General features: G+C 71.7%; 19 protein-coding genes. 2 read left to right on the top strand and 17 right to left on the bottom strand.

The genetic code is table 11. The features are described 5' to 3' along the window. Positions 1–4 precede the first annotated feature (4 nt). From KZC50_RS06185 to KZC50_RS06115, 15 genes are all read right to left on the bottom strand, one after another. Positions 5–919, bottom strand: coding sequence for an alpha/beta fold hydrolase (locus KZC50_RS06185; protein WP_310891018.1), 915 nt, complete (start codon positions 917–919; stop codon positions 5–7). Next, positions 916–1,665, bottom strand: a complete 750-nt coding sequence (locus tag KZC50_RS06180; protein ID WP_310891017.1) for a 3-hydroxybutyrate dehydrogenase — start codon at positions 1,663–1,665, stop codon at positions 916–918. The genes KZC50_RS06185 and KZC50_RS06180 overlap by 4 nt, the downstream gene beginning before the upstream one ends. Beyond that, positions 1,662–2,336: a TetR/AcrR family transcriptional regulator gene (locus KZC50_RS06175; protein ID WP_236967200.1), complete on the bottom strand. Its 675-nt coding sequence runs from the start codon at positions 2,334–2,336 to the stop codon at positions 1,662–1,664. Before KZC50_RS06175 ends, KZC50_RS06180 begins: the two co-directional genes overlap by 4 nt. After that, a complete protein-coding gene (locus tag KZC50_RS06170) occupies positions 2,323–3,876 on the bottom strand; it encodes a class I adenylate-forming enzyme family protein (RefSeq protein ID WP_310891016.1) in 1,554 nt (517 codons plus the stop codon). Before KZC50_RS06170 ends, KZC50_RS06175 begins: the two co-directional genes overlap by 14 nt. Then, positions 3,873–5,006 carry a branched-chain amino acid ABC transporter permease gene (locus KZC50_RS06165; protein ID WP_053547055.1) on the bottom strand — a complete coding sequence of 378 codons (1,134 nt, stop codon included), beginning with the start codon at positions 5,004–5,006 and terminating at the stop codon, positions 3,873–3,875. Before KZC50_RS06165 ends, KZC50_RS06170 begins: the two co-directional genes overlap by 4 nt. Continuing rightward, entirely contained in the window at positions 5,003–5,878 is an 876-nt protein-coding gene (locus KZC50_RS06160; protein ID WP_310891015.1) for a branched-chain amino acid ABC transporter permease, read from the bottom strand. The genes KZC50_RS06165 and KZC50_RS06160 overlap by 4 nt, the downstream gene beginning before the upstream one ends. Further along, positions 5,875–6,546, bottom strand: a complete 672-nt coding sequence (locus KZC50_RS06155) for an ABC transporter ATP-binding protein (protein ID WP_310891542.1) — start codon at positions 6,544–6,546, stop codon at positions 5,875–5,877. Before KZC50_RS06155 ends, KZC50_RS06160 begins: the two co-directional genes overlap by 4 nt. Before the next feature lie 44 nt (positions 6,547–6,590). After that, a complete protein-coding gene (locus KZC50_RS06150) occupies positions 6,591–7,355 on the bottom strand; it encodes an ABC transporter ATP-binding protein (RefSeq protein ID WP_236967196.1) in 765 nt (254 codons plus the stop codon). Positions 7,356–7,378: 23 nt separating this feature from the next. Continuing rightward, positions 7,379–8,578, bottom strand: coding sequence for a substrate-binding domain-containing protein (locus tag KZC50_RS06145; RefSeq protein WP_053547052.1), 1,200 nt, complete (start codon positions 8,576–8,578; stop codon positions 7,379–7,381). Between the two features lie 156 nt (positions 8,579–8,734). Beyond that, complete coding sequence (rocD, locus tag KZC50_RS06140) at positions 8,735–9,958, bottom strand: ornithine--oxo-acid transaminase (protein WP_310891014.1); 1,224 nt, start codon at positions 9,956–9,958, stop codon at positions 8,735–8,737. Further along, complete coding sequence (gene ddaH / locus KZC50_RS06135; RefSeq protein WP_310891541.1) at positions 9,955–10,764, bottom strand: dimethylargininase; 810 nt, start codon at positions 10,762–10,764, stop codon at positions 9,955–9,957. Before ddaH ends, rocD begins: the two co-directional genes overlap by 4 nt. A gap of 236 nt (positions 10,765–11,000) precedes the next feature. Next, the gene (locus tag KZC50_RS06130) at positions 11,001–11,987 is read right to left on the bottom strand and encodes an NAD(P)-dependent alcohol dehydrogenase (RefSeq protein WP_310891012.1); all 987 of its coding nucleotides are present in this window, start codon (positions 11,985–11,987) and stop codon (positions 11,001–11,003) included. Positions 11,988–11,990: 3 nt separating this feature from the next. Then, the gene (locus KZC50_RS06125) at positions 11,991–12,206 is read right to left on the bottom strand and encodes a helix-turn-helix transcriptional regulator (protein WP_053547049.1); all 216 of its coding nucleotides are present in this window, start codon (positions 12,204–12,206) and stop codon (positions 11,991–11,993) included. Continuing rightward, positions 12,206–12,634, bottom strand: a complete 429-nt coding sequence (locus KZC50_RS06120) for a hypothetical protein (protein WP_310891009.1) — start codon at positions 12,632–12,634, stop codon at positions 12,206–12,208. Before KZC50_RS06120 ends, KZC50_RS06125 begins: the two co-directional genes overlap by 1 nt. A 99-nt stretch (positions 12,635–12,733) precedes the next feature. Continuing rightward, positions 12,734–16,498, bottom strand: coding sequence for a proline dehydrogenase family protein (locus KZC50_RS06115; protein ID WP_310891008.1), 3,765 nt, complete (start codon positions 16,496–16,498; stop codon positions 12,734–12,736). Between the two features lie 137 nt (positions 16,499–16,635). Between KZC50_RS06115 and KZC50_RS06110 the strand changes: the two genes are divergently transcribed. Then, a complete protein-coding gene (locus KZC50_RS06110; RefSeq protein WP_310891007.1) occupies positions 16,636–18,573 on the top strand; it encodes a bifunctional diguanylate cyclase/phosphodiesterase in 1,938 nt (645 codons plus the stop codon). Positions 18,574–18,599: 26 nt separating this feature from the next. Here KZC50_RS06110 and KZC50_RS06105 read toward each other — a convergent pair whose 3' ends face one another. Further along, complete coding sequence (locus KZC50_RS06105) at positions 18,600–18,902, bottom strand: DUF7882 family protein (protein WP_053547046.1); 303 nt, start codon at positions 18,900–18,902, stop codon at positions 18,600–18,602. 58 nt (positions 18,903–18,960) lie between these two features. On the opposite strand from KZC50_RS06105, the gene KZC50_RS06100 reads away from it, so the two are divergent. Next, positions 18,961–19,212: a hypothetical protein gene (locus KZC50_RS06100; protein ID WP_053547045.1), complete on the top strand. Its 252-nt coding sequence runs from the start codon at positions 18,961–18,963 to the stop codon at positions 19,210–19,212. Here the strand turns inward: KZC50_RS06100 and KZC50_RS06095 are convergent. After that, positions 19,197–20,009, bottom strand: a complete 813-nt coding sequence (locus tag KZC50_RS06095; protein WP_310891005.1) for an EAL domain-containing protein — start codon at positions 20,007–20,009, stop codon at positions 19,197–19,199. The two genes, KZC50_RS06100 and KZC50_RS06095, sit on opposite strands and share 16 nt — an antisense overlap. Positions 20,010–20,013 lie beyond the last annotated feature (4 nt).

Genomic DNA, 20,013 nt, shown 5'->3' with positions numbered 1-20,013 from the left:
GTGATCAGCGCGCGAGCTCGACGCGCAGGCGCTCGGCCATCCGCCGGCCGCCGGCATCCGACATCACGACGGTGTAGTGGTTGAACCCGTCCCAGCGCTCGTGGACGATCTGCGGGTGCGCGGCCAGCAGCGCCTCCAGGTGCGTCGGCGGGTACAGCCCCGGCACCTGGTCCTGCAGGCCGCGCGGCACCGTCACGAACGAGGTCGGATGCCGCAGCGCCGCGAGCGCGTCCGGAACGGTCGTGGATCCGCCGTTGAGGTCGACGGTGTCCTCCACTGTGGTGGCGTAGCTCGTCGCCGGCCGGAACGCGTCGCCGTCGGGGGTGAGGTCGTACGCGAAGTACGCCTCGAGCGTCTCATCCCAGACCTCTCGGAAGGCCGGATGCGGCCGCCAGAAGTCGAGATACTCCTCGGGCCCCGCGAAGCGCATGCGCAACCGCTCGGCCGTAGGCCCGAGGATCGCGGCGACGAGCTCCTCGGCCGACAGTCCGGCGGGGGTCGCCAAGGGGAGCCCCCCGTCGACGAGCACGAGGCGGGTGACGAGATCGGGGTGCCGGTGTGCGAGGGCGACGGCGACGAACGCCCCCATCGAGTGCCCCACCACGATGCCGGGACGCACGCCGAGGTGCGCGACGACGGCCGCGAGATCGTCGGCGTGCGCCGCCATGCCGGCGGGCCCGTCGACGCCGTTGCTCCGCCCGCGTCCGCGGAGGTCGGGGGCGACGAGACGGACGCCCGCGAGGTGCGCGGCGGTGTGGGTCCACGCGAGGTGCGACGCCGTGACCCCGTGGATGAGGACGACCGTGGGGGCGTCGGGATCGTCGGATCCCCAGATCCCGACGGTGAGCGCGCCGCCGCGGACGGGGACCTCGACGGTCCTGTGGGCGATGCTGTTGGCGTCGCTGTCGGAGCGGATCATCGCGCGGTCCATCCGCCGTCCATGGCGAGGCTCGCGCCGGTCATCATGCCCGCGGCATCCGTCGCCAGCCAGCCGGCGAGCGAGGCGACCTCCTCCGGGGCGACGAGGCGCTTGACGGCCGACTCGGTGAGCATGATCTTCTCGACCACCTCACCCTCGGGGATGCCGTGGATCCGCGCCTGATCGGCGATCTGCTGTTCGACGAGGGGCGTGCGCACGTAGCCGGGATTGATGCAGTTGCTCGTCACGCCGTGGGGGCCGCCCTCGAGCGCGACCACCTTCGAGAGCCCCTCCAACGCGTGTTTGGCGGAGACGTAGGCGACCTTGAAGGGACTTGCCCGCAGACCGTGCGCGCTGGAGATGTTGATCACGCGTCCCCAGCCGCGCGCGTACATGTGCGGAAGGGCGGCGCGCACGAGCAGGAACGGCGACTCGACCATGAGCCGATGGATGAGGCGGAAGGTCTCGGGATCGTACTCCTGGATCGGCGCGACCTTCTGGATGCCCGCATTGTTCACCAGGATGTCGACCTCGAGCGACAGGCCCTCCTGCGCGGCCGTGTCGGAGAGGTCCACGACCCAGGCCGACCCGCCGACCCGCTCGGCCGCGGCGTGCGCGGCATCCGCGTTCCGGTCGGCGATCGTGACGTGCGCGCCGCGACGCGCGAACTCCTCGGCGCAGGCGAGGCCGATGCCGCTCGCGCCGCCGGTGACGAGGGCGCGGCGGCCCTCCAGGTCCTGGGTCATGCGGGTCCTTCCGTGCGTGCGCGGGGAGAGAGGGCGTTGCGGATGAACCGGGCCATGTCGTCGACGACGGATGCCGGCATCTCGGCGGGCGGGGCGCCGTCGGCGTCCCGCTCCCACAGCAGGTAGCGCATGCCGATGAGCTCGCCCGCGCCCATGAGCGCCCACGCCGTCACCTCGGGATCGAGCGCCTCGTCGACGTCGCCATCGGCCTGTGCTGCGCGCAGGCCCGACTCGTAGCCCTCGACGATGCGCGTGTAGTGCAGGCGAAGCGTCTCCGGGGAGACGAACTCGGCCTCGCGGACGACGCGGTACAGCGCGGGGTGGGCCGCGGTAAAGCGGAAGAACCCCTCGAAGCCGGCGCGCTCGGCGCTGATGCGATCGGTCGCCCCGGCCATCGCCTCCGCCATCGACCGGCGCACGCGACGGTTGAGGTCGATGACGAGCTCTTCGAACACCTGCTGCTTGCCGTCGAAGTACAGGTAGAACGTGCCGAGTCCGATCCCGGCGTGCTCGGTGATCTTCACGATCGACGCCTCGTGATAGCCGAGGTCGGCGAACACGTGCTCGGCGGCCTCCAGGATCCGGCCGCGCGTCGCCTCGCCGCGCGAGGTCAGCGGTTTCCCGGCCGCGGAGAGCGGGCGCGGGTCGGTGTGCGGGTCAGCGACGCTCATGGGCGTCCTCCTCGACGAGGGTCCGGGCGCGGGCGCGCAGGACGGAGCGGGCGGGCTTGTCGAGCGCGGTGCGCGGCAGGTCGTCGACGAAGACGTACCGGACCGGCACCTTGTACGCGGCGAGGACGCCGCGGGCGTGGGCGTCGAGCTCGTCGGCGCCGAGCGGCGCGCCGGGGGCGCGCGCGACGAAGGCGACGCCGCGCTCGCCCCACACGGGGTCGGGGGCGCCGACGACGGCGACGGCCGCCACCGCGGGATGCGCGGCGAGCACCTGCTCGACCTCCGCCGGAGCGACGTTCTCGCCGCCGGTGATGAAGATCTCCTTGATGCGGTCGACGACGCGGAACACCCCGGCGTGATCGCGGTGCACGAGATCGCCGGTGCGCAGCCACCCGTCCTCGAGCGCTCGCGCGGTCGCCTCGGGGTCGTCGAGGTAGCCGGAGAACATGCCGGGGCCGCGGACCCACAGCTCGCCCGTCACCGCCCCCTCCAGGGTGAGGCCGGTGGCGTGGTCCACCACACGGGTCTCGACGTGTCGGTACGGTCGGCCCACCGCGCCGGGATGCGCGGCGGCCTCCGCCGCCGGCAGGTGCAGCACGTTCGGGCCGGCCTCGGTGAGCCCGTAGCCCTGCACGAGCGGGACCCCGCGCGCGGCCCAGGCGTCGGCGAGCGCCGGATCGATCGTCGCGCCACCCACGAACGCGTGCCGGAGGGAGGACAGATCGGACGCCGCGAACCCGACGTCGTCGGCGAGCATGCGGTACTGCGTGGGGACGCCCATCACGGCGGTCACGCCGCGGTCGGCGATGAGCTGAAGGGCGCGCGCCGGCTGGAAGGTGCGCTCGAGCACGACGGTCGCTCCGCTCCACCAGGCCAGGAGCGGCTGGACGTTCCAGCTCGCGACGTGGAACTGGGGCAGCATCGACAGGACGACGTCGGCCTCGGTGAGCTGCAGCGCTCCGGCGAGCGAGTGGTTCGTCCAGAAGCACGAGGCGTGGCTGAGCACGACCCCCTTCGGCGCCGCCTCGCTGCCGGAGGTGAAGATGACCAGCAGCGCATCGTCGTCGCGGACCGGCCGAGGCGGCACGGGGGCGCCGCGGCGGGCGGGGACCTCGCGCTCGATGCCGGTCGTCCCGAGGATCGCGGTCGGGACGGCGTGCGGCATCCGTTCGCGCGTCTCCCGGGCGAGGGCGATGTGCTCCTCGTCGACGAGGAGCAGCGCCGGGTCGGTGCGGACGGCGAGCGCGGCGAGTTCGGCGGGGGTGAGCCGCCACGACAGCGGCACGAGCGCGAGACCGAGCCGGGCGCAGGCGAAGAACGCGACGATGTGGTCGATGGAGTTGCCCGACAGAGTCGCAACGCGGTCGCCGGGTCCGTATCCCGCGCCCCGCAGCGCGTCGGCGAGGGAGGCGGCGCGGGCATCGAGCGCGGCGTAGGTGATGGTCACCCCGCGGTCGTCGACCGCGATCCGCGAGCCCGACACGGCGGCCCGTTCGGGCAGCCACCGCCCGAGGGTGTGGGCCCCGTCGCCGGTGGTCACGCCGTCACCTCCGAGCGCGGCTCCGCGGAGTCGTCCATGCGGGCCAGCTCCGACCGGGTCCGCTCGCCGCGCCGGCGGCGCACGGCCGCGTCGACGGTGCCGGCGATGCCGCCGGGGAGGAACAGGACGACGAGGATGAACAGCACGCCGAGCAGGAACAGCGGCTCGGACAGGGGCACCCGCAGGATGCCGGGGAGGTCCTGGATCCACTCGGCCCGCGCGAGCACCGTCAGGCGCTGGTCGAGGATCGTGTAGAGCACACCGCCTACGATGGCACCCCAACGGAAGCCGACGCCACCGAGGACCACCATGACGAGGACGGTGATGGTGAGGTCGGCACCGACGGCGCTCGGCTGCGTGCCCGACTGCAGGAGCATGTAGGCGATGCCGGACAGCGACGCGCAGCCGGCGGCGACGACGAACACGGCGAGCTTGGCGCGGTAGGGGTGGAGTCCCAGAACCTGTACGCGCAGCTCGTTCTCGCGCGTCGCCTGGGCCAGGTGGCCGAGACGGGAGCGATCCACCCACAGCACGACCAGGTAGACGACGACGAGCACGACGAGCGTGAACCAGTAGAGGTTGCGGGTGTTCGCGACCCCGACGAGCCAGTCGGGCACGTGCTCCACAGGCAGACGGAGGCCCTCCTCGCCGCCGGTGATCTGCTGGTTGCGGCGGACGAGCACCGATCCCGCTTGCGCGAAGGCGAGGGTGACCATCGCGAACGGAATGCCGTTCACCCGCATCGCGACGCTGCCGGTGACGAGGGCGATCACGAGCCCGCCGAGGAGCGCGATGAGGATGCCGGGCCACAGGGGGACCTCGAGGAAGCGCAGCACCACGCCGAGGCCGTAGGCGCCGGCGCCGAAGTACAGGGCGTGGCCGAACGACAGCATCCCGGACGTGCCGAGCAGCAGGTTGTACGAGAGGGCGAGCGCGGCGAACACGAGGCACAGCGACAGGAGCGCGAGCGTGCCCGGCGTGTAGGTCGGGCCGGGCAGGATGCCGGGGATCGAGATGTTCAGGAGCGGCAGCACCGCCATGACGACGACGAGCACGCCGCCGACGAGGAAGGGCAGGGCCGGGCCGAGGCGGCCGCGGACGAGGGTGGGGACACCGGTCGTGGTGGTCATGCTTTCCTCCCGAGGATGCCCCGCGGGCGGACCAGCAGGACGACGGCGAGGAGCGCGACGACGATGAAGTCGCCCGTGCCGTCGAGGTAGAAGTTGGCGAACTGCTGGAGCACCGCCACGACGACGGAGGCGATCGCGGCGCCGGTGAGCGAGCCGAGCCCGCCGATGACGGTCACGATGAACGCGAAGATGAGCAGCGTCGAGCCCAGGTGCGCCGAGACGAAGGTGAAGTAGTGCATCGCGAGCACGCCGCCGATGCCGGCTGCCGCCCCGCCGATCGCGAACACGAGCGTGAACGAGCGGCGGACGTCGATCCCGAGCGCGGTCACCATCGAGCGGTTCTCGACTCCGGCGCGGATGATCATGCCGTACCGCGTCTTCTGCAGGAACAGCACGAGGGCGGCGAGCACGAGGACCGCGGCGATCATGAGCACCCAGTAGGTGTTCGGGATGCGGGCACCGAGCACCTCGGTGGTCTCGCGCAGCCAGCCCGGGCCGTTGATGTTGATCGGGTCGGTGCCCCAGATGCCTTCGAACAGCGCGACGGCGGCGAAGGAGAGGCCGACGGTGATGAGCACCTGCTCGATGTGGCGCTCGTACAGCGGCCGGATGAGCACGAGCTCGGTCAGCGTCGCGAAGACCGCTCCGACGACGGCGCCGACAGCGACCGAGGCGAGGAACGATCCCCACGAGTCGGTGCCGAGGGTCTGCGCGACCTGCCAGCCGATGAACGCGCTCAGGGTGAGGAACGCGCCGTGCGCGAAGTTCAGCACGTGCATGAGGCCGTAGATGAGGCTGAGCCCCGAGGCGACGAGGAAGTACAGGGCGCCGAGGCCCACGCCGGTGATGAGGATGAGGACGAGGCCGCTCATGCGGGCACCTCCCCGCTGACGCCCAGGAGACGCATCGTGAGCGCCCGGTCGTCGAGGATCGACGCCGCGGTTCCGGTGTGCACGACCTGGCCGCCGGCGATCACGACGGCGTCGTCGGCGAGCCGGCGGACCACCTCGAGGTTCTGCTCCACGAGGAGGATCGGCACGGTCTTCGCCGCCTCGCGGAGGGCGTCGGCGACCTGCGCGACGATCTTCGGTGCGAGACCCTTCGTGGGTTCGTCGACGAGGAGGATGCGGTTGTCGTTGAGCAGTGCGCGGGCCACCGACACCATCTGTTGCTGGCCCCCGGAGAGGGTCCCGGCCATCTGGCCGCGGCGCGCGACGAGGTCGGGGAACAGCTCGGCGACGAACTCGCGCCGCGGGTTCTTGGTGCGCTCGGCGAGGGCGAGGTTCTCGGCGACGGTGAGCTTCGCGAAGACCTCGCGGTCCTCGGGGACGTAGCCGACGCCGCGCTGGACGATGCGGTGCGTGGGGAGGGTCTCGATGCGCTCACCGGCGAGGGTGACGGCTCCACGGCGGGAGATGAGACCCAGGATGCCGCGCAGTGTGGAGGTCTTGCCCACGCCGTTCCGACCGAGGACGGCGGTGATGCCGACGGAGGGGACAGAGAAGGAGACGTCCTGGACGACCTGCTGCCCGGCGATCATTCCGGAGAGATGCTCGACGGTGAGGATGGGCTCGGCGACGGCGCTCACGCGGCGGTCCCGAGGTAGGCGCTCTGCACGGTCGGGTTCTCCATGATCCGCTGCGGGGTGTCGTAGGCGATGATCGAGCCGGAGTACATCACCGCGACCCGGTCGACGAGGCCCATGAGGACGTCGATGTGGTGCTCGACCATGAGCACGGTCGCCCCGGTCTCGCTCTGCATCCGTCGGATGGTGTCGACGAGGCCGGGCACATCGCCCGATCCGACACCGGCCATCGGCTCGTCCAGCAGCACGATGGAGGCGTCGGTGGCCAGCAGCACCGCGATCTCGAGCTTGCGCTTGTCGCCGTGCGAGATGTCTCCGGCGGCGGTGTCGAGCTTGTGCTCGAGGCCGACGAGCGCGAGCTTCTCGCGGGCCGTGGCGGTGGCGGCATCCGAGCGCCGGGGGAAGCGCAGCAGCGAGTAGCTGCCGCCGCGCGTGACCTGCGCGGCGAGCCGGACGTTCTCGAGCACGCTCAGCCGCGGGAACAGGCTCGAGGTCTGGAAGGTGCGCCCCAGCCCCGCCCGCGCCCGCTGGGGCACGGACAGGCGGGTGATGTCCTCACCGTCCATGAGGACGCGGCCCGCGGTGGGGCGCGCGATCCCGGAGAGGACGTTGAACAGTGTCGTCTTCCCGGCACCGTTGGGGCCGATGACCCCGACGAGGCTGCCGGCGGGGACGTCGAGGTCGACGTCCTCCAGGATGGTCGCGCCGCCGATCTGCAGGCCGAGGCCTTCGACACGGAGCGCGGACGGGACAGGGGCGTTCATGATGCTCCTCGGAGGGCTTCAGGTCACGGGGCTTCGGCGGGCGCGACCGACTCCGCGTCGACCGTGCCCACGAGCTCGGGGACGAGTTCGCCGTCCTTCGTGACGAGCTTCACCTGGTACATCTCCTGGATGAGCGCGTGGTCGCTCGCCCGGACCGTGGTCTCGCCCTTCGGGCCGTCGAAGGTCCAGCCTTCGAGCGCCGCGATCATCGCGTCGACGTCGCCCTGTCCCTCGGCCACGGCCTGCACGAGCATGAGCGCGGCGACGAAGCCGTCCGGGGTGAAGAGGTCGGGCGTGCCGCCCTCGGCCTCGACCGCCTCGATCATCGCGTCGTTGACCGCGTTGTCGGGGCCGCCGGCGAAGTAGTGGTTCAGGAAGCTGATCTGCTCGGATGCCGCGCCGTAGGCGCCGAACGTCGCCGCGTCGCCGAGACCGGTGACGACGGGGATGTCGTCGAGCACGCCCTGCTGGCTCATCGCCTGCCACATGGCGCCGGAGGTCGCACCCGCCCAGGCCACGAACACGAGGTCGGGGGCACCCGAGAGCACCTGCTGCGCGAACGGGGTGAACTCGGTGACGTCCTCGGCCACGAGCACGCTGTCCACCTCGGCACCCATGCCGCCGAGGATCGCGGTGACCGCGGCCTCGTTGCCCTGACCGAAGGCATTGTTCTGCGCGAAGACGGTGACCTTCTTGCCCTCGATGTCGTCGAGGAAGCCGCCGGCGGTCGCGACGTCCTGCGCCGACTGACGACCGGTGCGGAACGTGTACTCGTTGATGCCGGTGACGGCGTCGGCCGCGGCAGGTCCCGAGAGGAAGAGCACCTGGTTCTGCGCGGCCTGCTCGGCGAGCGCCAGGGCGACGCCCGACGACGCGCTCCCGGCGAGGATGTTGACGCCCTCGCCGATGAGCTCCTTGGCGATCGTGACCGCAGTGTCGGGGTCACCGGCGTCGTCGCGGTAGACGACGTCGAGCGCGATGCCGTCGACCTCGTTCGTGCCGTCCGTGGCGTAGTCGAGGCCCGCGCGGAAGCCTTCGAGGTACTGCTCGCCGTAGCCGGCCAGCGGGCCGGTCTCGCTCGTGATCACGCCGACGGAGATCGACGCGGGCCCCTCTTCGCCGGCCTCGCCGCCGGGCGCGGCCGTGGTCGGCGCGCACGCGGCCAGTGCGAGGGCGGCCGTGGCGACCAACGACCCCAGGAACAGCTTCTTCGGAACGCGCATGGCACTTCCCTTTCACCTTTGAAAGCAAGACATGAGACCCGATTCAGGTCTCCTCAATCATGGGGTGTCCGAGTCGACGTGTCAATGCGCCCGCCCTTCGCGGGCACGACGAAGGCCGGTTTGCGCGCAGATGCGCGCATCGAGGAAAGGGCCGGCTCAGCCGGCGAGGACGTGCCGGAGCTGCTCGACGGCCCAGTCGAGCTCGGTGGCGCGAATGACCAGCGGCGGGGCGATGCGGATCGTCTGCCCGTGCGTGTCCTTGACGAGCACTCCGCGACCGAGGAGCCTCTCGGCGACCTCGCGACCGGTGCCCCGCACCGGGTCGATGTCGACGCCGGCCCAGAGTCCTGCCACACGGATGCCGGTGACACCGGACCCGACGAGCTCGCCGAGCTTCGCCTCGAGGTGTTCGCCGAGCGCGGCCGCGCGGGTCTGGAACTCGCCCGTGGCGAGCATCTCGACGACGCGCGTGCCGACCGCAGCGGCGAGGGGGTTTCCCCCGAAGGTCGAGCCGTGCTCGCCGGGGCGGATGACCCCGAGCACGTCACGGTCGGCGACCACCGCGGAGACGGGGAGGATGCCGCCGCCGAGCGCCTTGCCGAGCAGATACACGTCGGGCACGACGTCCTCGCGCTGGCACGCGAAGGTCGTGCCGACCCGTCCGAGCCCGGACTGGATCTCGTCGGCGATCATCAGCACACCGCGGCGCGCGGTGATCTCGCGGACCGCGCGGAGGTAGCCCTCGGGCGGGATGATGACCCCGGCCTCGCCCTGGATGGGCTCGAGCAGGACCGCGGCGGTGGTCTCGTCGATCGCGGCCTCGAGGGCGGCGTCGTCGCCGAACGGCACGGTGACGAAGCCGGGCGCGTAGGGCCCGAAGTCGTCGCGAGCCTGCGGGTCGTCGCTGAAGCCGACGATGGTGGTCGTGCGTCCGTGGAAGTTGTCGCTCGCCACGATGACGGTCGCCCGGTCCGCGGGGATGCCCTTCACGCGGTAGCCCCACGCGCGCGCGACCTTGATCCCGGTCTCCACGGCTTCGGCGCCGGTGTTCATCGGCAGCACCATGTCCTTGCCGCAGAGGTCGGCGAGCGCGGTGGCGAAGGTGCCGAGCCGGTCGTTGTGGAACGCGCGACTGGTGAGGGTCACGCGGGCGAGCTGCTCCTGGGCGGCGGCGACGATCGCCGGGTGGCAGTGCCCGAAGTTGACCGCGGAGTACGCGGCGAGGAGGTCCAGGTAGCGCTTGCCCTCGATGTCGGTGACCCATGCCCCCTCACCGCGGGCCACCACGACGGGGAGCGGGTGGTAGTTATGGGCGACGTGCGCATCCTCGGCCGCGATGAGGGCGGCGGACGACGCCTCGCCGGCGGAGGGGAGGCTCACGATCCCGCTCCGCGGAGCTCGAGCGTGCAGCACTTGATGCCGCCGCCGCCGAGGAGCAACTCGGAGAGGTCGATCATGATCGGGGTGTACCCGCGCTCGCGCAGCTGCGCCTCGAAGCCGGTCGCCCGCGGCGAGATGATGACGTTCCGCCCGTCGCTGGCCGAGTTCAACCCGAACACCGCGCCGTCGGCATCCGCCACCTGGATCGCGTCGGGGTAGCGCTCGGCGAGCACGCGACGGCTCTCGGCGTCGAACGCGCCGGGGAGGTAGGCGATGTTCGCCCGCTCCACCCCGCCCGGTCCCTCCACCGGGTCGAGCACCGAGATGGCGGTGTCGAGGTGGTAGAACCGCGGATCGGTGAGGGTGAGGCTCACGACGTCCTTGCCGAACACGTCGCGGAGCTCGCGGTGGCTGTCGCCGGTGGAGCGGAAGCCGGTGCCGGCGAGGATCGTGTCGCCGACGAGGAGGAAGTCGCCCTCGCCCTCGTTCACCTCGACGGGGTCGACCACGTCGAAGCCCTGGGCGCCGAACCACTCCATGAACGCCGGCCCCTCGGGCGCGCGCTCGGGGAAGCGGAAGCGGGCTCCGTACGCGACGCCGTCGATCACGAAGCCGCCGTTGGCGGTGTAGACCATGTCGGGAAGCCCCGGGATCGGATCGATCAGCTCGACCTCGTGGCCGAGCGCGAGGTAGGTGTCGTAGAGCGTCTGCCACTGGGCGACGGCCTTGGCGGTGTCGGTGGGCTTCGCCGGCTCCATCCAGGGGTTGATCGAGTAGGTGACGGTGAAGTGCTCGGGGCGGCACATGAGGTACCGGCGGTGCTGCCGCACGCGCTCCGTGCTTCCGGATGCCGCGGCGGTGGCGGCGGGGATGGTCGGCGTCTGGTGTCCAGTGGTCATTTCGCTCCTCGGCGGAGGGGATGGCGGACGCTGTCCTCGAGGCCCGGCGGGGTCGAAGAGACCGGCGACCCGGGCACGCCGGGGATCATTCTCGCACGCGCGCCCGCGCGGACCCTGACGGCACCGCCGGGCGTATCCGCGTCTCAGGCGACGACGACGACCTTCCCGACCGTGTGCCCCTCCTCGACGTGGGCGAGGGCGGCGGCGGCATCCGTCAGCGGCACGCGACGCTCGATGACGGGGGTGAGGATGCCGCGGGCGAGGAGGTCGACGAGCTCGGCGGTGACGGCGCTCTTCGTCGTGGCGGTGACCGGGCGGAAGCGGCGTCCGCGACGGCGCGCGAACACCGAGCGCACGAGGCGCGGGATCGGGCCGAGGATCGCGCCGCCCTCGCCGCCGACGAGCGCGACGACGCCGCCCGCGCGCAGACGCTCGCGCAGCATCGGGAGCGGCGTGAGACCGGCGATGTCAACCACGAGGTCGAAGTGGTCGCGCGGGAGGTCGCTCACAGGCACCGTGCGGTAGTCGACCGTGTGCGCCGCACCGAGCCCGGCGAGGGTGGCTTCCGCGCGCGCCCCGCAGGTCGCCCAGACCTTCGCGCCTCGGGCGGCCGCCAGCTGCACCGTGAGGGTCCCGACTCCGCCGCCCGCTCCGACGACGAGGACCCGGCTCCCCGCGAGGTCTCGGCCGGCGAGCGCGACGACGGCGGTGTTGCCGGCGACCGGCAGGCACGCGGCATCCGCGGGATCCACGCCGTCCGGCAGGACGGTGAGCGCGGATGCCGCGACCACGACGTGCTCGGCGAGCGTCTCGGTGCCCGCTCCGACGACGCGGTCGCCCACGGCGAGCGCGCCGACCCCCGTGCCGACGGCCACGACGACGCCGGCGAGATCCATCCCCCGCCCGCGGATGCGGGGCCGGCGGATACCGAAGAAGAGTCGCACCATCCGGGGCGAGCCCTGCATGAGGTGGATGTCGCCGGAATTGATCGACACGGCCTCGGTCCGCACGAGCACCTCCCCCGGGCCGGGGGCGGGCGTCGGGACGGCGCGGGAGGTCACGGTGGCGGCGGTGCCGTAGCGGTCCTGCCGCCAGACGGTCATCGTCGCGGGCAGAGTGGGTGCGGTCATGCGTCAGTCCTCCGGGTAGTGGAAGAGCTCGTCGAGCGTCGCCCCGAAGACCCGGGCGAGCTGGAAGGCGAGTTCGAGGGTGGGTGAGTACTTGCCCTGCTCGATCGCGATCAGGGTCTGGCGGGTCACACCGACGCGTCGGGCGACGTCGGCCTGGGTGAGCTGCTGCGCCTCGCGGACGGCGCGCAACGAGTTGGTCACGCGAGTGGGCTTGACCATCAGACGAGTCCGCGGCGGTAAAGGACGACGCTCGCGACGCCACCGACGATGGACGACAGCGCGAAGCCGTAGAACATCGTCTGGGCGATCCAGAACCAGTCGACCCGGAACGCGCACAGAACGATCACGACGAGCCCGGCGAGGACGAGGAAGGCCTGGCCGACGCGGGAGCCCAGGTGCGCGATGTCGCGGTCGCGCTGATCGCTGACCACGGCGCCGTCGCGTCGCCGGATGAGGAGACCCCAGGCGGTGCTCACGACGATGGCGGCGACGATGCCGAGGCCGATCGTCCAGAGCATCAGCGGCACCCAGTCGACCTGCGACACGGGTCCGCCGGCGGCGGCCGCGAACAGCAGCGCCGTGTAGATCCCCACCGCGATGATCGACAGCACCAGGCCCGACCACGCGTTGCGTTCTTCGTACCCCACGACGACCTCCGATGTAAAGAAAACCTGACACCGTCACGGTAGACCCGCCACCGTTCCCACGTCAAGAATTTTTTACATGCGGATGTCGCGCCACGGCGCTCAGATCACGTCGGCACTCCAGGGGTCGGGCGTGCCGAAGCGATGCGCGGTGATCGTGACCGACTGCTCGCGGAGGAACGGCAGGAGCTCGAGCCGCCCCGCCGTGGTGACCTCGTCGGCGTAGACGGCGATGTCGGGATCCCCACCGGTCGCCGCCGCGAGCGCGCGACGCGCCGCGTCCACCGCGTCGGCCGAGCCGATCAGCCGCACGCGCTCGGGACGCGGTCCGGCGAGCGCGTCCGCGACGGCGGCCTCGGCATCCGTCGCCTCCCCCTCGCCGTGCGCGACCTGCTCCGTGGCGCGACCAGCGGTGCGCTGGACCCACTCGTCCTCGGTCTCGACGAAGACGGTGATGCCGAGGTCGCCGAGCGCCCGGCGGACCGCGGCGGGGAGCCCGACCGGGGCGCTGACCGTGAACGCGGAGCCGCAGCGGATGCCGGCCACCACCACCCGCAGCAGGGCGTGCCACGAGGCATCACCGGCGGCACGGATGCCGATGCGGGCGACCGGTCGGTAGCGGAAGAGGTTCCGCTCGACACCGAGTCCCGAGACGTCCTTGACCCGACCGAACTCGCGATCCCACCAGATCGCGTCCGAGAGGGCCGCGCGACGCAGCCACTCGAACGAGGGGTAGTCCAGCGACGGCTGGGCCGCCTCGATGAGCGTCGTGATGCGCGAGTCGAGCCCGCGCAGGTGCAGGGTCGTCGACGCCGGCCCGCCGGACGTCGCGCGCCACGACCCGAGCCCCACGAGGTAGTTCGGGCCGCCGGCCTTCGCTCCCGCGCCGACGGACGAGCGCTTCCACCCGCCGAACGGCTGGCGCTGGACGATCGCACCGGTGATCCCGCGGTTGACGTACAGGTTTCCGGCCTCGACGCTCTCGAGCCAGCGGCGGAGGTCGCGGGCATCCTGTGTGTACAGACCCGCGGTGAGCCCGTACTCCACCGCGTTCTGCAGCTCGATCGCCTTGTCCAGGTTCGAGGCGTGCATGAGCCCGAGGACCGGGCCGAAGAACTCCTCGAGGTGGAAGCGCGATCCCGGGCGGACGTTCGTGCGGATGCCGGGCGTCCACAGTCGCCCCGCATAGCCCCCATCGAGATCGACGGGCGGGCGGAGGGACGGTCGGACGAGCCACTTCTCGCCCTCGTCGAGGGTCCGCAGGGCCCAATCGAGCTTGCCGTGCGGGGGCTCGATGACGGGACCCATCTCGCTCCGGGGATCGGTCGGCGGCCCGACGCGGAGGGAGCGCGTGGCGTCCTCGAGCTGCCGGAGGAAGCGCCGCGAGCGCGCGACGGGACCGACGAGGATCGCCAGCGACGCCGCGGAGCACTTCTGCCCCGCGTGCCCGAACGCGCTCTTGACCAGGTCGCCGACGGCGAGGTCGAGGTCGGCGGAGGGCATGACGATCATCGCGTTCTTGCCGCTCGTCTCGGCCAGGAGCGGGAGGTCCTCGCGCCACGAGCGGAAGAGCGCCGCGGTCTCGAACGATCCGGTCAGGATCACCCGGTCGACGTCGGGATGCGCGATGAGGGTCTGCCCGAGTTCCTGCTCATCCAGGTCCACCAGGGCGAGCACGGCCCGCGGGATGCCGGCCGCCCAGAGCGCCTCGGCGATCACCGCGGCGCAGCGCCGCGCCTGGGGTGCGGGCTTGAAGACGACCCCCGACCCGGCCGCGAGCGCGGCGAGCACGCCGCCGGCCGGGATGGCGAGGGGGAAGTTCCACGGCGGCGCGACGACAGTGAGCCGGGACGGGACGAACACCGCTCCGCTCACCCGGTCGAGCTCGCGCGCGGTCGAGGCGTAATACGCGGCGAAGTCGACCGCTTCGCTGACCTCGACATCCGCTTCGGCGAACACCTTCCCCGTCTCGCTCGCGGCGACCTCGATCAACAGGCCCCGGCGCGCCTCGAGCTCGCGCGCCGCGCGGGCGAGGACCTCCGCTCGCTCGGTCGCGGGGAGCGCACCCCACGACGCGCCGGCCTCGCGCACGCGCGCGATCGTCGCCTCGAGATCGGCCGGATCGTCGACGCGGGCGGCGGCGACGGCGTCATCCCCCGCCCGGGAGGTCGAGACGCGGGCGAGGACCGCCTCGGCCCACTCGCGGTTCGCCGGGAGCGCCGGGTCGGTGTCGGGGGTGTTGCGGAAGCCCGGGGCGCCGGCGGTCGACCTGTCGGACTCGCGCTCGGAGAACACCGCGGTCTCCACGAACGCCTCGCCGCCGAACATCAGCTCGGCGCCGACCGGCACCACCGGCGCCGTCTCCCCGGGGTCCGCCGCAGCGCCGCGCGAGATCCCGAGCACGACCTGCGTCAAACCCGCGGGATCCAGCGGCGTGTCGATGTCGGAAGAGGCCGGGAACACGGCATCCGTCCCGCGTTCTTCACCGGCCTCGGCCCCGCGGTCCTGCCGGCGGGCGGGACCGACCGGGAGCGTCTCGTCGTCGGCCCGCACCAGGGAGGCCTCGAACCGCTCGCGCTCGCGCGTGAAGAGGGCGGGGTCGTCGGCGAGGTCGAAGGCGACGGAGAGGAAGTTTTCGCTCGAGGCGTTCTCCTCCAGGCGCCGCACGAGGTAGCTGATGGCGACGTCGAACTCGTCGGGGCGGACGACGGGGACGTACAGCAGCACCGGACCGACCTCGCGGCGCACGGCCTCGACCTGCCCCTGCGCCATCCCCAGGAGCATCTCGAACTCGATGTCGTCACGCACTCCGCGCTCGCCCGCGAGAAGCCAGGCGTAGGCGATGTCGAAGAGGTTGTGTCCGGCGACGCCGACCCGCACCGCCGCCGTCCGCGCCGGGTCGAGGAGGTGGCGCAGGCACCGGAGGTAGTTCGCGTCGGTGTCGAGCTTGGACGCGTGAGGTGCGGGTATCCACCCGTGGAGGACGGCATCCACCCGCTCCATGGCGAGGTTCGCACCCTTTACCAGCCGCACCTTGATGCGGGCCCCGCCCGCCGCAACGCGCGTCTTCGCCCACGCCGACAGCTCCGCCAGCGCGCCGAGCGCGTCCGGCAGATACGCCTGCAGCACGATCCCGGCCTCGAGGTCGACCAGCCGCGGATCCTCGAGCAACCGGGTGAACACCGCGATGGTGAGGTCGAGGTCGCGGTACTCCTCCATATCGAGGTTGATGAAGGTGCCGTCCTCCGCCGCGCTCAGATAGAGGGGAAGGAGGCGCTCGACGACCGTGTCGACCGTCTCGGCGAACGCCCACATCGAGATGTGGCTGACGATGGCCGACACCTTCACCGAGACGTAGTCGACGTCGTCGCGTCGGATCAGGTCGTGGATCCCGTCGAGCCGGCGTCGCGCCTCGGCTTCACCGAGCACCGCCTCCCCGAGGAGGTTCAGGTTCAGGCGTGCGCCGGAGGCGCGCAGCTCCGCGATCGCGGGCCCGAGCTTCTCGGGACGTGCGTCGATGACGAGGTGGCCGACCATCTCGCGCAGCACGCGCCGCGCGATCGGCACCACCGGCGCCGGCAGCACGGGCGCGACCAGTCCCCCGGCGCGCACCGCCTGGCGGAGGTACCACGGCAGGAAGTCCGGCACGAGCGGAGCCACCTGATGGAGGCGCGATGCCGCGGCCCCGAGGCTCTCGGGGCGCATCACACCGTCGACGAAGCCCATCGTGAAGGGCAGACCTCGCGGGTCCTTCAGCACGCCGGCGAGCCGTGCGGCAGCGGGGTCCACGACCGCCTCCGCGGCCTCGCGCACCCATCTCTCCGCCAGAGCGACGACCTCGTTCGTGGACACGGCGTCGGACGACACAGGCGCTCTCCTTCCGCGGAGGGTTCGGGGACAGACCCCACCTCATCACACCTCCCGGCCGATTCGCGGGAAACGCGCTTACCATGGAAGAGCCTTACGGGTGACGCCGTTGAGCTCGACCCCCTTAAGGAGGTGCGGTGACGGATTCGCCCGCCCTGTCATTTCCCGACCTGCCCGCGTTCGACGAGGCGGAAGCCCGTCGCCTGCGCGAATGCAGCACCGAGGAGCTTCGCGAGATCGGACGCATCCAGTCGTTCGGCTCGCTGATCGGCATCGACGAGCAGACCGGGACGATCGTCGTCGCAAGCGATGACCGCGCCCACTGGCTCGGCCGGCACATCCAGGACGCCGACGACGATCGGCTGGCGTGGGCGGTCACCAACGGCGCCGCCATCGATCCCGTCCGCGTCTCCGTCGATGGGCGGGCGTACGACGCCATCGTCCACCGCGGGAGCACACCTCTCCTGGTCGAGCTCGAGGCCGTCCCCGACTTCGAGTACGCCCGACTCCCCGTCGTCAGCGCCATCCAGCGCTTGGCCACGATCAAGGACGCCGATGAGCTCCGTCAGCGCGCGGTCGAGGAGCTCAAGACCATCACCGGCTTCGACCGGGTCATGTGCTACCAGTTCCACGCGGACGGGCACGGTCAGGTCGCCGCGGAGGCGCGCGAGCCCGACATGGAACCGTACTTCGGGCTCCACTTCCCCTCCTCCGACATCCCGCCGCAGGCGCGCGCCCTGTACTTCGAGAAGCGCTCGCGGGTCATCGCCGACACGCTCGATCCGGGCCAGGGGCTGCAGAGCCTTCCCGGCGTCACCGAAGAGCTGAACCTCGGCCCGGCGGAGCTGCGCGCGGTGTCGCCCCACCACCTGCAGTTCATGAGGAACATGGGTCAGGCCGCGACGGTGTCGTTCGCCCTCATCGCCGACGACACGCTGGTCGGACTCATCACCTGCGCGCACCGCACCCCGCGCCGCCTCCCGGTGCTGCTGCGCCGGTCGATCGAGGTGCTCGCCAGCCAGGTCGCCCTGCAGCTGAGCGCGGCCGAGCAGATGACGGACCTGCGCAGGCAGCTCGCGGTACGCGAGCAGCGCGCCGCCCTGACCGCTCCGCTCTACGGCGCGTTCGAGATCCCCGAAGTGCTCTTCGAGCGCTCCCGCACCGTCCTCGACCTCATTCCCGCCGACGGGGTCGTGCTCATGCTCAACGACCGGGTGCACACCCTCGGCATGGTGCCGCCGCCCGAACGCCTGCTGCCGGTGATCGAGGGGGTCGGCGACGGCTTCGTCACCGAGGCGCTCTCTCTCACCCACCCCAATCTCGCGCGACAGGTCCCCGAAGTGGCCGGGCTCATCGTCGTGGCGATCGGCGACGCCGGCCACCTGGCGTTCGTGCGCGGCGAGGTGTCGCGCACCGTCGACTGGCTGGGTGACCAGTCGGCATCGAACCGCGACACCCCCCTGTCGCCGCGACGGTCCTTCTCCTCCTGGCGGGAGAGCGTCACCGGTCGCTGCGCCCCGTGGGGCCCGCACGTCTCGGACGCCTTCGCCCTCGCCGCCGACATCCACACCGCCATCGGCACGCGCAGTCAGGCCGAGCTGGCTGAGCTCGCGCTCCGCGACTCGCTGACCGGGCTCCACAACCGCCGGTTCCTCAAATCGCGCCTCGACGATCTCCTCCAGTCCGCGAGCGAGCCGGTGTCCGTGATCTTCCTCGATCTCGACAACTTCAAGCAGATCAACGACACCCACGGGCACGAGGTCGGCGACGTCGTGCTCGCCACGGTCGGCAAGCGGCTCGCGGGACTCGCCCGTTCCAGCGACATCATCGCGCGACTCGGCGGCGACGAGTTCGTCATGGTGTGCGTCGACGTGGAGGAGGCCACGCCCATCGCGTCGCGCCTCATCCGCGCGATCTCGCGCCCGATCTCCGTCGGCGATCTGCGCGTGACGGTGTCGGCGTCCGCGGGGACCGCGCCGGCGGAGTCCGGCGTCACCGCGGCCGACGTGCTGTCGTCGGCGGATGCCGCGATGTACCGCGCGAAGCGGGACGGACGCGGCCGCACCTCGCGCTGAGAGTCGGGCCCGCGGGCGTCGGGCTGTCAGGCGGTGGGGAGCGACGGCTCGGGGACGATCTTCAGCCCACCCGGGGAGTTCGCCGTCTCGACGAGCTCCTGCAGCCACAGGCGGTTGATCTCGGGCATCGGGCCCTCGTACTCGAAGCGCACGTCCGCGGCCGGCGAGATCCACATCGCTTGGCGGCGCCCGGTGACGTCGTCGACGACGGCGAAGGCCACGCTCTCCTGTCGGCGGAGCTTCGCGAGGATCACCAGTTCCAGGTGTGCCAGCGCGCGGTCGTCGATCGGGAACTCCGTCGAGGGAGAACCGTAGTGCAGAATACCCATCGCGTCGATACTACGGCGATACCGGGACGGCACGCACGACGCTGGGTAGGCTGGAACGATGGCGATTGTGAACCGACTGACCGTCGACGGCCGCGACTACTTCCTCCCCGAGCCGGTGACCCGGCTGAAGGAGGAGATCCTCAAGGCGATCCAGGCCGGCGGCGGATACGTCAACATCCCGCCGCTGCGCGGAGGCCCCGGCATCGACATCCTGTTCTCCCCGGGCATGCCCGTCACGTGGAGCCAGATCGACGTCGGCGACAGCGTCGGTGGCGACGAGGACGACCTCGAGCCCTATCCCGCGCTGTAGTCGCGGAGCGGGAGGCCCGCGAGCAGCCGGTCGACGCCCGCGGCCGGCATGGGCCGGGCGAGCAGGAATCCCTGGCCGCGGTCGCAGCCGCAGCGCCGGGCCTTGTCGAGGTGAGCGGGCGTCTCGATGCCTTCGGCGACCACGCGCATGCCGCGCCGGTGGGCCACCTCTACGACGGCGGAGATGATCTCGTCGGACTCGGCGTCCTCACGGATGATCAGAGACCGATCGATCTTGACCTCATCGACGTCGAGTCGCTCCAGCATCTCCAGCGTGGTGTCTCCGGCGCCGAAGTCGTCGACGGAGATCGCGATCCCCGCTTCCCTCAGCCGCGCAAGCCCATCGGCCATCTCGGTGATGAACTGCGGCGCGGGTGACTCGATGATCTCCACCGTCAGCAGGTGCGGGGGGATCCGCAGCGCGCGCAGGTGTGCGAGGACGATCTCGACGTAGTCGGGGGAGTCCGCACGCTCGAGGAAATGGATCGCCGCCGCGTTGATGGACAGACCCACCTCGTGTCCGGCGGTCCGCCACGCGCCGACCTGCCACCCCGCAGTGGTCACCACGTGCGTATCGACCTCATCCAGGAAGCCGCGATCGTGGGCGATCTGGATGAACCGCGAGGGCGGGACGTCGCCCACGGCCCGATGCCGCCAGCGCGAAAGGGCCTCGACCCCGACGGGAAGCGCGATCGGCGACCACGTCGCCAGGTCGAAGATCGGCTGGTAGAACACCTCCACCCGCTTCTCCGCGAGCGCCGAGCGCAGATCGCGGGCGAGCAGAGGCGTATTCGGCATGGGT

The organism is Microbacterium aurantiacum (assembly GCF_031625015.1).
GTDB classification, from domain to species: domain Bacteria; phylum Actinomycetota; class Actinomycetes; order Actinomycetales; family Microbacteriaceae; genus Microbacterium; species Microbacterium aurantiacum.
Note: the sequence above shows the minus strand (reverse complement) of the source record. Positions and strands in the feature narration are given on the sequence as shown.

Bases quoted from the DNA above. Each gene is read 5' to 3' on its own strand.
- KZC50_RS06185 (WP_310891018.1), bottom strand. From the start codon at position 919: ATGATCCGCTCCGACAGCGACGCCAACAGCATCGCCCACAGGACCGTC.
- KZC50_RS06180 (WP_310891017.1), bottom strand. From the start codon at position 1,665: ATGACCCAGGACCTGGAGGGCCGCCGCGCCCTCGTCACCGGCGGCGCG.
- KZC50_RS06175 (WP_236967200.1), bottom strand. From the start codon at position 2,336: ATGAGCGTCGCTGACCCGCACACCGACCCGCGCCCGCTCTCCGCGGCC.
- KZC50_RS06165 (WP_053547055.1), bottom strand. From the start codon at position 5,006: ATGACCACCACGACCGGTGTCCCCACCCTCGTCCGCGGCCGCCTCGGC.
- KZC50_RS06160 (WP_310891015.1), bottom strand. From the start codon at position 5,878: ATGAGCGGCCTCGTCCTCATCCTCATCACCGGCGTGGGCCTCGGCGCC.
- KZC50_RS06155 (WP_310891542.1), bottom strand. From the start codon at position 6,546: ATGATCGCCGGGCAGCAGGTCGTCCAGGACGTCTCCTTCTCTGTCCCC.
- KZC50_RS06150 (WP_236967196.1), bottom strand. From the start codon at position 7,355: ATGAACGCCCCTGTCCCGTCCGCGCTCCGTGTCGAAGGCCTCGGCCTG.
- KZC50_RS06145 (WP_053547052.1), bottom strand. From the start codon at position 8,578: ATGCGCGTTCCGAAGAAGCTGTTCCTGGGGTCGTTGGTCGCCACGGCC.
- ddaH (WP_310891541.1), bottom strand. From the start codon at position 10,764: ATGTGCCGCCCCGAGCACTTCACCGTCACCTACTCGATCAACCCCTGG.
- KZC50_RS06130 (WP_310891012.1), bottom strand. From the start codon at position 11,987: ATGACCGCACCCACTCTGCCCGCGACGATGACCGTCTGGCGGCAGGAC.
- KZC50_RS06125 (WP_053547049.1), bottom strand. From the start codon at position 12,206: ATGGTCAAGCCCACTCGCGTGACCAACTCGTTGCGCGCCGTCCGCGAG.
- KZC50_RS06105 (WP_053547046.1), bottom strand. From the start codon at position 18,902: ATGGGTATTCTGCACTACGGTTCTCCCTCGACGGAGTTCCCGATCGAC.
- KZC50_RS06100 (WP_053547045.1), top strand. From the start codon at position 18,961: ATGGCGATTGTGAACCGACTGACCGTCGACGGCCGCGACTACTTCCTC.
- KZC50_RS06095 (WP_310891005.1), bottom strand. From the start codon at position 20,009: ATGCCGAATACGCCTCTGCTCGCCCGCGATCTGCGCTCGGCGCTCGCG.